The following is a 12969-nucleotide window of genomic DNA, read 5'->3' as shown; positions in this document are numbered from 1 at the left end:
CTCATCATGATCCCGTTGCCGCTGGCCAGGATCGCCGAGATCACCTCGGGCGCCCTCGCCGGCATGGCCGATCCCCGTGCCGTGGTGCGCGGCCCGGTCGTCATCGACTCCCGGGCCGTGGAGCCGGGGTCGCTGTTCGTGGCAATCAAGGGCACGCGGGCGGACGGGCACGACTTCGCAGCCGGGGCCGTCGAGGCGGGAGCCACCGCGGTTCTGGCCTCCAGGCCCGTCGACGCCCCCGCGGTCGTCGTCGGCGACATCCTGGCGGCGCTCGCCGCGCTGGCCAGCGCCGTGGCCGCCGAGCTGCCGCTGGCCACCGTCATCGGCGTGACCGGGTCGGCGGGCAAGACCACGACCAAGGACCTGCTGGCCCGGCTCGCCGCCAGGCTCGGTCCGACGATCGCCCCCGTCGAGTCGTTCAACAACGAGATCGGCCACCCCCTGACCGTCATGAGGGCCGATGAGGAGACCCGTTACCTGGTGCTCGAACTCAGCGCCAGGCACGCGGGTCACATCGCGGACCTCGCCCGCGTCGCGCCGCCCAGGATCGGTGTCGTCCTCAACGTCGGAACCGCCCACCTGGGCGTCTTCGGCGGCAAGGAGGCCATCGCGCAGGCCAAGGGTGAGCTGGTCGAGGCACTGCCCGCGGACGGCGTGGCCGTACTGAACGCCGACGACCCGCTGGTCGCCGGGATGGCCGGGCGCACCGCCGCCCGCGTCACCTGGTTCGGCAGGGGGCCGCGGGCGGCGGTGCGCGCCGAGGAGGTGACCCTCGACGAGCGGGGCCGTGCCCGTTTCACGCTGCGCACCCCGTCGGGGACCGCGCCGGTCGCCCTGCGTCTGTACGGCGAGCACGCAGTGGAGAACGCGCTGGCCGCCGCGGCCGTCGCCTACGAGCTCGGCCTGCCGGTCGCCGCCATCGCCGAGGAACTGTCAGAGGCCGAGCCGCGCAGCCGCTGGCGGATGGCGGTCAGCGACAGGCCGGACGGCGTCACCGTGATCAACGACGCCTACAACGCCAACCCCGACTCCATGCGCGCGGCCTTCGGCGCCCTGGACGCCCTGGCGGGCGGCAGGCGCAGGTTCGCGGTCATCGCCGCCCTGCGGGAGCTCGGTGAGGACGGCGACGCGCTGAACGCCGAGGTCGGGCGGATGGCCGCGAGCTCGGGCCTGGAGGCCCTGTTCGTGGTCGGCTCCGACGCCGCCCCGGTCCTGGCGGGCGCGGCGTCCGTCACGGACGCGCCCGAGGCGGGGGCACCACCGGGGGCACCTCGGCAGGCGCTGCCGGGAAGACCGACCAGAGTCGTTCACGTGGCCGACGTCGAGGAGGCCTCGGCCGGGCTCGAGGCGCTGCTCGCCCCAGGGGACGTGGTGCTGATCAAGGGGCCGCGCGTCACCGGCCTCGAACGCGTCGCGCAGGCCCTGACCGGGGGTGAGCGCCAATGATGGAGATCCTCATCGCGGCGGCGGTCGGACTGCTGCTGTCGATGTTCGGCACTCCGCTGGCGATCCGTCTGTTCTCCAGGCGAGGCTACGGCCAGAGCATCCGTGAGGAGGGGCCCTCCGGCCACCACGACAAGCGCGGCACGCCGACCATGGGCGGAACCGTCATCGTGATCGCGGCGCTGCTCGGCTTCACCTGCGCCCACCTGTACAGCAGGACCCTGCCGACCCCCTCCGCGAGCCTGGTGCTGTTCCTGATGACGGGCCTGGGCGCGGTCGGTTTCCTCGACGACTTCATCAAGATCTACAAGCAGCGCAGCCTCGGCCTGCGCAGCGGCGCCAAGGCCCTGGGCCAGCTCATCGTCGGCGCCGTCTTCGCGATCCTGGTGACCCGCTTCCCCGACGGCCACCTGATCACCCCGGCCGACACCCGCGTGTCGTTCCTGCGGGACTTCGGGCCCTCCATCGGCATCGTCGGGTTCACGATCTGGGTGCTCATCATGATCGTGGGCTTCTCGAACGCGGTGAACCTCACCGACGGCCTGGACGGCCTGGCCAGCGGCGCGACCGGCGTCGTGCTCGCCTCCTACGTCCTGATCGGCAACTGGCAGCTGCGCAACAACTGCACCACCCAGCTCGGTCCCAACTGCTACTGGGTCCGTGATCCGCTGGACGTGGCCGTCGTCGCGGCGGCCGTACTCGGCGCGTTGCTGGGCTTCCTGTGGTGGAACGCCCCGCCCGCCAAGATCTTCATGGGCGACACCGGGTCGCTGGCGCTGGGCGGTGTGATCGCGGGCCTGGCCATCACCACCCGCACCCAGCTCCTGCTGATCATCCTGGCCGGTATGTGCGTGCTCATCACCCTGTCGGTGATCATCCAGGTGGGCTCGTTCAAGATGACGGGTAAACGCGTCTTCAGAATGGCCCCCCTCCAGCACCACTTCGAGTTGTCCGGCTGGGCAGAGACGACCATCGTGGTCCGTTTCTGGCTCATCGCGGCCCTGTGCGCCGCCGCCGGTCTCGGGCTGTTCTACGTGGAATGGATGCCGAAGCAGTGATGATCTGCGTCGCCGGACTCGGCGTCTCGGGCGCCGCCGCCGCCCGTGCCATGGCCGCCAGGGGAGAGAAGGTGGTCGTCGTCGAGAGCGGCGACGGCGAACGGGTCAGGAAGACCGCGGCCGAGCTGGCCGAGGCGGGCGTCGAGGTCCGCCTCGGCGCCTCCACGCAGGAGCTTCCCGAAGGCACCGGCCTGGTGGTCACCACCGGCTGGCCGCCGGGTCACCCGTTGATGCTCGCCGCGGCGCGGGCGGGCGTCGAGGTCGTCAGCGAGGTCGAGCTGGCCTGGCGGCTGCGGCCCGAGGGCGCCGCGCCGTGGCTGGCGCTGACCGGCACCAACGGCAAGACCACCGCGGTCAGGATGCTCACCTCGATGCTGAAGGCCGCCGGGCACCGGGCGCTGGCCGTCGGCAACGTCGGCACCCCCGTCGTCGAGGCGGTCACCGGCCCCTGGGACGTACTGGCGGTCGAGTTGTCCAGCTTCCAGCTGCACCGCTCGCCGGGTCTGGCCCCGCACGCCGCGGCCCTGCTCAACGTCGCCCCCGACCACATCGACTGGCACGGCTCCCTTGAGGAGTACGCCCGGGTCAAGGGGGAGATCTTCGCCAGGGCGGGCACGGTCGTCTACAACGCCGACGACGACTGGCCCGCCCGGCTGGCGCTGCCGTACCTGGGGGAGGGGCGGGCGGTGGGGTTCACCCTCGGCGTGCCGGGGCCGGGACAGGTCGGGGTGGTCGAGGACCTGCTCGTCGACCGGGCCTTCGTGGCCGACCCGGTCCGTGCGGCCGAGGAACTCGCCTCCCTGTCCGACGTCAGGCCCTTCGCGCCGCACAACGTGGCCAACGCCCTGGCCGCCGCGGCGCTGGCCAGGTCCTACGGGGTCCCCCCCGAGGCCGTACGGCGGGGCCTGCTGGACTTCGTCCCCGACCCGCACAGGATCGCGCACGTCGCCCGGATCGGCGAGGTCGACTACGTGGACGACTCCAAGGCGACCAACCCGCACGCCGCCGCGGCCTCCCTGGCCGCCTACCCGTCGATCGTCTGGGTCGCCGGAGGGCAGCTCAAGGGCGCCGAGGTGGACGACCTGGTACGGCGGGCCGCCCCCCGCCTGCGTGGCGCGGTGCTGCTGGGTGCCGACCGTGAGCGAATTCGTCAGGCTCTGGCGCGACACGCCGAGAATGTTCCGGTGGTTGAGGTGGCGGGGCAAGACACTGGGGTCATGGACCGCGTCGTCACCGAAGCCGCCAGGCTCGCAGCCCCCGGGGACACCGTGCTGCTGGCTCCGGCGGGAGCCTCCCTCGACATGTTCGCCGGCTACCCAGCGAGGGGGGAGGCGTTCGCGCGGGCCGTACACCGGCTCGCGGACGGACGTGACGGCGGGCCGGAGTGAGCACCGCGGCGCAGGAGGACGTCGGTCGCCGCAGGACCGCGCGCCGCGCGGAGGCCGGGGGGACGGCGAGGACACACGAGCACCTGACCGCCTTCCGTGAGCTGCTCAACCGTCCCCTGACCTCCTACTATCTGATCCTCGGCTGCAGTGCGCTGCTGCTGGCCCTGGGTCTGATGATGGTGCTCTCCGCGTCGAGCATCGAGGCCATGCAGGAGATGGGGAGCCCGTTTTACTGGTTCTTCAAGCAGTCGATCTCGGTCGGCCTCGGCATCCCGCTCATGTGGATCTGCTCGCTGCTGCCCCAGCGGTTCTTCAGGCTCGCCGGATACCCGTTGATGGTCCTGTCGGTGCTCGCGCTGGTCCTGGTGCTGTTCGTCGGCACCTCCCAGCTCGGCGCGCAGCGCTGGATCGACCTGGGCCCCGTCTATCTGCAGCCCTCGGAGCCGGCCAAGCTGGGGCTGCTGCTGTGGGGCGCCGACCTGCTGGCCCGCAAGGCGCGGGGCGGGATGATCGAGTGGCGCAACCTGTTCATCCCGCTGATGCCGGGCACCGTGATCCTGGCCGTCATGGTCATGCTGGGCAGCGACCTCGGCACCACGCTGGTGCTGCTGTTGATCTTCCTGTCGCTGCTGTGGGTGGTCGGCGCCCCGCTGCGGCTGTTCGGCGGCGTACTGGCGGTCGCCTCGCTCGCGACCGTCATCATGATCAGCACCGAGGGCTACCGCTCGGACCGCATCGAGGGCTGGCTCAACCCGTGGGCCAACGCGCAGACGACCGGCTACCAGGCGGTCCAGGGACAGATCGCGATCGGCAGCGGCGGCTGGTTCGGGCTGGGGCTCGGGTCGAGCAGGGCGAAGTGGGGCAGACTCCCGCACGCGGAGAGCGACTTCATCTTCTCCATCCTCGGTGAGGAACTCGGCCTGATGGGCACCCTCGTGGTGATCGCCCTGTTCGGTCTGCTCGGCTACGCGGGACTGCGGGTGGCGACCAGGGTCAAGGACCCCTTCGTCCGTCTGGCCTCCGCGGCCGCCGTCGCCTGGATCGCCGGGCAGGCGATCGTGAACATCGGGGCGGTCATCGGGGTGCTGCCCATCACCGGCATCCCGTTGCCCCTGGTGTCCTACGGAGGGTCGGCGCTTCTGCCGACCCTGGCCGCCCTCGGCATGCTGCTCTCCTTCGCCAAACAGGAACCCGGAGCGCGCGAGGCTCTCGCCCTGCGTGGCCCCGGACCGGTTGCGCGGGGCCTAAGCTGGCTTGGCCTGGGTGGTCCGGCGCGGAAACGACGGCCGGCCCGAGAGAGACGATAAGTGAAAGGACCGACATGAGGGTGGTCCTCGCAGGCGGCGGGACGGCCGGTCACATCGAACCGGCGCTGGCTCTGGCCGACGCGCTGCGCCAACTGGACCCGAACATCGGGATCACCTGCCTCGGCACCGAGCGCGGCCTGGAGACCAGGCTGGTGCCCGCCCGGGGCTACGAGCTACAGCTCGTGCCCGCCGTCCCGCTGCCCAGGGCCCTCACGCCCCAGCTGCTCACCGTGCCGGGACGCCTGGCCGGGGCCATCAACACGGCCGCGAGCATCATGGAGCGGGTCCAGGCCGACGTGCTGGTCGGCTTCGGCGGTTACGTGGCGACCCCCGCCTACCTGGGGGCGCGCAGACGTGGTGTGCCGATCGTGGTCCACGAGGCCAACCCGAGGCCGGGCCTGGCCAACCGGCTGGGCGCCCGGCTCACCGACCACGTGTTCACCGGGCACCCGAACACGCCGCTGCCCAAGGCGCAGCACGTGGGCATCCCGCTTCGCCGGGAGATCGTGGGGCTGGACCGGCTCTCCATGGGGGACAAGGCGCGTTCCTGGTTCGGTCTTGAGGCCGACCTGCCGACGCTGCTGGTCACCGGCGGCTCGCAGGGCGCGCGGTCCCTCAACGGGGCCGCCCTGGGCGCCGCCGCCGCGCTGCGCCGGGCGGGGGTGCAGGTGCTGCACGTCATCGGCCCGAAGAACACACTGGAGTACGAGCCTCCTCGCGGTGACCCGCAGTACGTCGTGCTGCAGTACGTCGACCGGATGGACCTGGCCTACGCGGCGGCCGACTTCGCGCTGTGCCGGAGCGGCGCGATGACCTGCGCCGAGCTGACCGCCGTCGGCCTGCCCGCGGCCTACATCCCGCTTCCGCACGGCAACGGCGAGCAGCGGCTCAACGCCGAGCCGATCGTGCAGGCGGGCGGCGGTCTCATGGTCGACGACGCGGACCTGTCGCCGGAGTGGATCATCCAGAACGTGCTGCCGATCCTGTCCGACCCCGAGCGCGTGGTCGCCATGTCGGAGGCCGCGGTGCGGATGGGCCGCAAGGACGCCGACGTGACGCTCGCCCGCAGGGTGCTGCAGATCGCGGCAGAGGCGAAGCGGTGAGCCGGGAGCGAGCGGGAGTGACCCACGGGCGGGAACGAGCCCGGCGGAGTGAGTGGAGTGGTCGGCTGAGGGACGAGGCCGACCGCGGAGTGAGCGAGCGGGGGGAGCGGTTCATGGCGGGAAGGCGGGTCCTCGAAGGGCGGGAACGCCCGCGCGGCGGACGAGGAGGGGCGGACGAGCGATGAGCCTGGTCAAACTGGTCGACCCGGTCGCGGCCGAGGATCTCGGCCGGGTGCACTTCATCGGGATCGGCGGCGCGGGGATGTCCGGCATCGCCCGCATCCTGCTCAAGCGCGGCGTGCCCGTCTCGGGCAGCGACTCGCGCGGCTCGGAGCTGGTGACCGAGCTGCGCGAGCTGGGCGGCAGGATCCACATCGGTCACGCCGCCTCGCACATCAAGAACGTCGACACCGTCGTGGTCTCGACCGCGATCCGCGACTCCAACCCCGAACTCGGCGAGGCGCTGCGGCAGGGGTTGCGGGTGATCCCCAGGGCCGCCGCGCTGGCCTCCGTCATGGCGGGCCGTACCGGGATCGCCGTTGCGGGGACCCACGGCAAGACCACCACGACCTCGATGCTCACGGTCGCGCTGCAGAAGTGCGGCACCGACCCGTCCTACTGCGTCGGCGGCCAGCTGGTGACCACCGGTCTCGGCGCGGACGAGGGCGCGGGCGGGGTGTTCGTCGCCGAGGCCGACGAGAGCGACGGCTCCTTCCTCATGCTGGCCCCCGACATCGCGGTGGTGACCAACGTCGAGCCGGATCACCTGGACAACTACGGCGACCCCAGGGCGGTGTACGACAGCTTCGCCAGGTTCACCGAGCGGGTAGGACGATCGATGATCGTCTGTGCCGACGACCCCGGCTCGGCGGCCCTCATCCCGATCGCCCGCGCGCGCGGCCTGAAGGTGACCACGTACGGCGTGGCGGAGGAGGCGGACCTCAGGATCACCGATGTCGTCCCCGACGGTCTGGGCGTGTGCTTCACGATCGTCGACCACGGGGAGGTCAGGCTCTCGGTCCCGGGCCGTCACAACGCGCTCAACGCCGCGGCGGCCGTCGCGGTCGCGGCGGAGCTCGGGGTGTCCTTCGACGAGATCCGGGACGGGCTGGCCGCCTTCACCGGGGCCAAGCGCCGTTTCGAGGCCAAGGGCGAGGCGGGGGGAGTGGCGGTCTTCGACAGCTACGCCCACCACCCGACCGAGCTGGCGGCCGACCTGCGGGCGGCGCGTGACGTCGTGGCGTCCTTCTCCGGTTCGGGGCGGGTGATCGCGGTCTTCCAGCCCCACCTCTACTCGCGCACCAGGTTCTTCGCCGACGAGTTCGGCGTCGCCCTCGGCCTGGCCGACGAGGCGGTCGTCCTGGACGTCTACGGCGCCCGCGAGGATCCGGAACCGGGTGTCTCCGGCGCCATGGTCGCGGAAAGGGTGCCGCTCCCCGGGGAACAGGTGGTCTACGCGCCGCAGCGGGAGAGCGTCCCCGCCCTGGTCGCCGGGCGTGCCAGGCCGGGCGACATCGTGCTCACCATGGGCGCCGGTGACGTGACCGAACTCGGCCCCCTGATCGTGGCGGAGCTGGCCGTACGGTGACCCGGGCCGGGGGGCGGGACGGGGTGAGGCGGTGAACGGCGTGTGGCGGCCCGCCTTCCTGGCGCTGCTCACGGCGGGGGTGGTCGGCAGCGCCGCCTGGCTGGTGTTCCTCTCCCCTGTCCTGGGGGTGCGGGACATCCAGGTGGTCGGCAACCTGACCGTCCCCGCCGAGCAGATCCGGCAGGCGACGGGGGTGGCCGACGGCGCGCCGCTGGCCACCGTCGACGTGGCCGAGGTCACGGGCAGGCTCAGGCGGATCAGGCAGATCGAGTCGGCCTCGGTCAGCCGGGACTGGCCGGGCACCCTGAGGGTGAAGGTGGTCGAGCGCGAGCCGGTGGCGGCGATCCCGGTCGGCGGGAAGTTCGCGGTCGTGGACCGGCACGGCGTGGTCACCGAGGTCGCGGCCACCAGGCCGCCGATGCTTCCGCTGCTGCGGGTCGACCGTCCGCAGACGGGCGACCCGGCCACGTTGGCCGCGCTGAGCGTCATAGGCGCGCTGCCGCCGAGTCTGGCCCCGAGGGTGGCGGAGGTTCTCGCGCCCTCGTCGGAGACGGTCTCGCTGCGCCTCAAGGACGGCAGGGAGGTCGTGTGGGGAGGTCCCGACCGTCCGGCCGACAAGGCGGACATCCTCCTCACGCTGCTGAAACGTCCTGCAGACAGCTACGACGTGAGCTCTCCGGACGTCGTGACGGTGAAGTGATCCACGGCAGGACGGGCCTTCCGGGAAAAGGACGGCCCGCGACACGCCGGACACGCCTTGCGGCGCGGTTAGTTGACCCACCTGGAGGCAACTCCTACTGTCCGTATCACTCCTCAGGTTGACATAAATCTAAATCTCAACTTGAGGGTGAGGGTTTTGGAAACGACGGCACGGGCCCCGTGCCGCATGAAATGGCAAGTCAACGAGCGGAAAGGCCCCTCGTCGTGGCAGCACCGCAGAACTACCTCGCGGTCATCAAGGTTGTAGGAATCGGCGGAGGCGGAGTCAACGCCGTCAACCGGATGATCGAGGAGGGACTCAAGGGCGTCGAGTTCATCGCCATCAATACCGACGCCCAGGCGCTGCTGATGAGTGACGCCGACGTCAAGCTCGACGTCGGACGCGAACTCACCCGCGGCCTCGGCGCGGGGGCCAACCCCGAAGTCGGGCGCAAGGCGGCCGAGGACCACCGTGAGGAGATCGAAGAGGTCATCAAGGGCGCCGACATGGTGTTCGTCACCGCCGGAGAGGGCGGTGGCACGGGCACGGGCGGCGCTCCGGTCGTGGCCAACATCGCGCGCTCCCTCGGCGCGCTGACCATCGGTGTGGTGACCCGGCCCTTCAGCTTCGAGGGCAGGCGCCGGGCGATGCAGGCCGAGGCGGGCATCGAGACGCTCCGCGAGGAGGTCGACACCCTCATCGTGATCCCCAACGACCGGTTGCTGTCGATCTCCGACCGGCAGGTGAGCGTGCTCGACGCCTTCAAGGCGGCCGACCAGGTGCTGCTCTCGGGTGTCCAGGGCATCACCGACCTGATCACCACCCCCGGTCTGATCAACCTGGACTTCGCCGACGTGAAGTCGGTCATGTCCGGGGCGGGCTCGGCCCTGATGGGCATCGGGCACGCGCGTGGCGACGACCGGTCGGTCGCGGCGGCGGAGATGGCCGTCTCCAGCCCGCTGCTTGAGGCCAGCATCGACGGCGCGCACGGTGTGCTGCTGTCGATCGCGGGCGGCTCCGACCTCGGTCTCTTCGAGATCAACGAGGCGGCCCAGCTCGTCTCGAACGCGGCGGCGCCCGACGCCAACATCATCTTCGGTACGGTCATCGACGACGCCCTGGGTGACGAGGTACGTGTCACGGTGATCGCGGCCGGGTTCGACGAGCCCGTGGCGGAGGACAAGAAGGAGGCCGCGGCGCAGCCACCGCCGCGTCAGCAGCCCCAGGCACGCCCGGCCCAGGCCTCCCCGCCTCCCTCCGTAGGCGTGCAGATGCGCCCGCCCGCGCCGACGGTGAAGGCCGAGCCCAGGGTGGAGCCGAGGGCCGAGCAGTCCGCCGCCCAGGTCAGGCCGGTGGTCAGCACGTCTCCGCCGCCCGTCGTGGAGACCCCGCCGCACCACACGCCCCAGCCGGTCCAGCACGTTCCCCACACGCCGCCCGCGGCTGAGCAGGCCGAGCCGCCCAGGGCGGAGGAGCCTCTCACCCCGCCGGTGTCGATCCCGCGTCCGGCGCCCGAGCCGCCTCAGCCGACCCCGATCTCCGCCAGGGTCCCCGACCCCGCCAGGCGGCGTCAGGTGGTCTTCGAGGAGCAGGAGGAGGAGCTCGACGTCCCCGACTTCCTGAAGTGACATTGCTCACGGCCAGGCGGGCGACGGGCCACCTGGCCGTGGCGGGAAGAATGGGCTCCGCCGGTTTCCCAGCGTTCGAGCGGCGGAGATGTGACGGAGACAACACGACGTGACGAGATCGCGGCCGGGATGGCCGTGGTCGAGGCGACCATCACCGAGGCCTGCAAGGCCGCGGGCCGTACCCGCGAGGAGTTGACGCTCGTCGCGGTGAGCAAGACCTACCCCGCCTCCGACGTGCGCCTGCTGGCGTCGCTCGGGGTGCGGAACGTGGGGGAGAACCGTGACCAGGAGGCCTCCGCCAAGGCCCGCGAGTGTGCGGACCTTGGGCTGACCTGGCACTTCATCGGTCAGTTGCAGACCAACAAGGTCCGTTCCGTGGTCGGCTACGCGGACGTCGTCCACTCGGTCGACCGCCCACGCCTGGTGACCGCGCTCAGCCACGAGGCGGTCCGGGCGGGCAGGGAGATCACATGTCTGGTGCAGGTGGCCCTGGACGACGACCCGGGGCGAGGCGGGGTCGTTCCCGCCCAGGTCACGACCCTGGCGGACGCCGTCGCAGAGGCCGGGGGGATACGCCTCGGCGGGGTGATGGCCGTGGCACCGCTGGGGCAGGAGCCCGGCAGGGCGTTCGCGAGGCTTCGGGAGATCGCGGAGGCCGTACGGGCGGACCACCCGGAGGCGGTCGTCATCTCCGCAGGGATGAGCGGTGATCTGGCGGAGGCCGTCGCGAACGGCGCGACACACCTGCGTGTCGGTACGGCGTTGCTCGGTCGTAGAAAGCCCTTCGTCAGGTAATGTCCCTCCAAGTGGACCTTGGCGTCCACATGCCCACACAGAGGTCGTTCGGTGGTGAGCTCCAAGGGGGTGCGGCTACCGCCCCAGACAGGTCGAGGTAAGGCGGAGGAAGAAGTAGCGATGGCCGGCGCGATGCGCAAGATGGCGGTCTACCTCGGTCTTGTCGAGGACGACCGTTATGAGAGGTACGACAGCTATCCCGACGACGAGTACGAGGATTTCGAAGACTCGCGCAGACCCGGCGAGGAGAGGCCTGGCACGGTCCACGACCGTGAGGACGAGACCGACCCGGGGGTTCCCGCCCCGAGGCCCTCGACGGCCGTTCTGGAGCGCCGTACGACCGATCTGGCACGCATCACCACGCTTCATCCCAGGACCTACAACGAGGCCCGTACGATCGGTGAGCATTTCCGCGACGGTACTCCGGTCATCATGAATTTGACCGAGATGGTTGACAGTGACGCGAAGCGCCTTGTGGATTTCGCGGCAGGTCTTGTCTTTGGCCTACACGGCAGCATTGAACGTGTTACCAACAAGGTGTTCCTGCTGTCCCCTGCCAATGTCGAGGTGACCGCTGAGGACAAGGCTCGAATAGCGGAACGCGGGTTCTTCAACCAGAGCTAGAGTTCCACCATGAACAGTTACCGGCCGGACGGGTCCGTACGAGACCGGGGGCGGCGGAGCAGCGGAATGGAGGTGGGTACGGGCCGTGGGGATCATTAGCGAGATCGTGGTCGCCGTCCTGTCCCTCTACCTGGTTCTGCTGATCGGCAGGATCGTGCTTGAGATGGTGCAGTCGTTCGCCCGCCAGTGGCGTCCCACCGGGGTCGTCCTGGTCCTGGCGGAAGTCGTGTACACACTGACTGACCCACCCCTCAAGTTCCTCCGACGTTTCATTCCACCACTCCGGTTGGGTACGGTGGCCTTTGACCTAAGCTTCACCATGCTGTTCATTGGGGTCTTGGGCTTGATCCAACTCGTGTCCGCGCTTCGTTGATCGGGTACCGTCCTCCGGACAGACTCCAAGCGCGCCAAGGAGACCGAAATGCCGCTGACGCCCGCTGATGTGCGGAACAAGCAATTCAGTACCACCCGGCTGAGGCCGGGCTACGACGAGGAGGAGGTTGACGCCTTCCTCGACGAGGTCGAGTCCGAGCTCGACCGCCTCATCCAGGAGAACGAGGAGCTCCGCGCCAAACTGGCGGAGTGCCTCAGGGGCAAGGTGCCCGGCGGGATGGGCATGGCCATGGCGCCCGCCCCGGTGGCCGAGCCCAAGCCCGAGATGATGATGCAGCAGCCCGAGCCGATCAGGCCCCCCGAGCCGGCGCCGCACCAGCAGCCCGTCCCCGTCGCGATGGGCATGCCCCCCGCCGAGGACAACATGGACACCGCCGCGCGCGTCCTCGCCCTCGCCCAGCAGACCGCCGACCAGGCGATCGCCGACGCCCGCCGGGAGGCGGACGAGACGGTGACCAGGGCCCGCCGCGAGGCCGACGACATCCTCGGGAAGGCGCGCCGCCAGGCCGAGCAGGTCATCGGCGACGCCCGCGCCCGCGCCGAGACGCTTGAGCGTGACGCCCAGGAGCGCCACAGGCAGGCCATGGGGTCGCTGGTGCAGACCCGTGACGAGCTTGAGCGCAAGGTCGAGGAGCTGCGCAGCTTCGAGCGGGAGTATCGCAGCCGTCTGAAGCTGTACCTGGAGAACCAGCTCGCCGAGCTGACCGTCGCCGCTGAGGGCAGTGGTGGGTTCCCGATCGTGGGCGGCCCGCCCGCGATGTCCCACGCCGGCGCCCCCGGTGTCCAGCCGTCCATTCCGGCCGCCGCCAGCCCGTTCGGCGGAGAGCCCGCGCAGCACTCGGGCGCCTTCCAGGGAGTCGACGGCCCGCACAACGACCGCCGCTGACGACCGCCGCCGCTAGGGTTTCGGGTCATCCGTCTGACCCGTATCCAGGAGTTCCT

12 protein-coding genes are annotated in these 12969 nt (G+C 70.9%); all 12 read left to right on the top strand.

The genetic code is table 11. From position 1 onward, the window contains the following. Positions 1-6 precede the first annotated feature (6 nt). The 12 genes from ACFOYY_RS13730 (at position 7) to ACFOYY_RS13675 (ending at position 12913) form a co-directional block, all read left to right on the top strand. A complete protein-coding gene (locus ACFOYY_RS13730) occupies positions 7-1446 on the top strand; it encodes a UDP-N-acetylmuramoyl-tripeptide--D-alanyl-D-alanine ligase (RefSeq protein WP_386189972.1) in 1440 nt (479 codons plus the stop codon). Continuing rightward, positions 1443-2501 carry a phospho-N-acetylmuramoyl-pentapeptide-transferase gene (gene mraY / locus ACFOYY_RS13725; RefSeq protein WP_352008999.1) on the top strand — a complete coding sequence of 353 codons (1059 nt, stop codon included), beginning with the start codon at positions 1443-1445 and terminating at the stop codon, positions 2499-2501. Before ACFOYY_RS13730 ends, mraY begins: the two co-directional genes overlap by 4 nt. Beyond that, positions 2483-3889 carry a UDP-N-acetylmuramoyl-L-alanine--D-glutamate ligase gene (gene murD / locus ACFOYY_RS13720; protein WP_386189971.1) on the top strand — a complete coding sequence of 469 codons (1407 nt, stop codon included), beginning with the start codon at positions 2483-2485 and terminating at the stop codon, positions 3887-3889. Before mraY ends, murD begins: the two co-directional genes overlap by 19 nt. Then, entirely contained in the window at positions 3886-5196 is a 1311-nt protein-coding gene (ftsW, locus tag ACFOYY_RS13715; protein ID WP_352009001.1) for a putative lipid II flippase FtsW, read from the top strand. The genes murD and ftsW overlap by 4 nt, the downstream gene beginning before the upstream one ends. Positions 5197-5210: 14 nt before the next feature. Next, positions 5211-6299 (top strand): undecaprenyldiphospho-muramoylpentapeptide beta-N-acetylglucosaminyltransferase, encoded by a 1089-nt coding sequence (murG, locus tag ACFOYY_RS13710; protein ID WP_352009002.1) that lies wholly within the window; start codon positions 5211-5213, stop codon positions 6297-6299. 181 nt (positions 6300-6480) lie between these two features. Next, positions 6481-7887: a UDP-N-acetylmuramate--L-alanine ligase gene (gene murC, locus ACFOYY_RS13705; RefSeq protein ID WP_386189970.1), complete on the top strand. Its 1407-nt coding sequence runs from the start codon at positions 6481-6483 to the stop codon at positions 7885-7887. A 31-nt stretch (positions 7888-7918) separates the two neighbouring features. After that, positions 7919-8587, top strand: coding sequence for a cell division protein FtsQ/DivIB (locus ACFOYY_RS13700; protein ID WP_362778560.1), 669 nt, complete (start codon positions 7919-7921; stop codon positions 8585-8587). A gap of 224 nt (positions 8588-8811) precedes the next feature. Then, positions 8812-10215 (top strand): cell division protein FtsZ, encoded by a 1404-nt coding sequence (gene ftsZ / locus ACFOYY_RS13695; protein WP_386189969.1) that lies wholly within the window; start codon positions 8812-8814, stop codon positions 10213-10215. A gap of 129 nt (positions 10216-10344) precedes the next feature. After that, positions 10345-11010: a YggS family pyridoxal phosphate-dependent enzyme gene (locus tag ACFOYY_RS13690; RefSeq protein ID WP_352009459.1), complete on the top strand. Its 666-nt coding sequence runs from the start codon at positions 10345-10347 to the stop codon at positions 11008-11010. Positions 11011-11130: 120 nt separating this feature from the next. Continuing rightward, positions 11131-11634: a cell division protein SepF gene (locus tag ACFOYY_RS13685; RefSeq protein WP_352009006.1), complete on the top strand. Its 504-nt coding sequence runs from the start codon at positions 11131-11133 to the stop codon at positions 11632-11634. 103 nt (positions 11635-11737) lie between these two features. Continuing rightward, positions 11738-12007 carry a YggT family protein gene (locus ACFOYY_RS13680; RefSeq protein ID WP_386190056.1) on the top strand — a complete coding sequence of 90 codons (270 nt, stop codon included), beginning with the start codon at positions 11738-11740 and terminating at the stop codon, positions 12005-12007. Between the two features lie 48 nt (positions 12008-12055). Continuing rightward, positions 12056-12913: a DivIVA domain-containing protein gene (locus tag ACFOYY_RS13675; protein WP_352009008.1), complete on the top strand. Its 858-nt coding sequence runs from the start codon at positions 12056-12058 to the stop codon at positions 12911-12913. Positions 12914-12969 lie beyond the last annotated feature (56 nt).

This window comes from Streptosporangium jomthongense, assembly GCF_042650425.1.
GTDB lineage: Bacteria > Actinomycetota > Actinomycetes > Streptosporangiales > Streptosporangiaceae > Streptosporangium.
The sequence above is the reverse complement of the archived record's forward strand: the minus strand, read 5'-3'. Positions and strand labels throughout refer to the sequence as shown.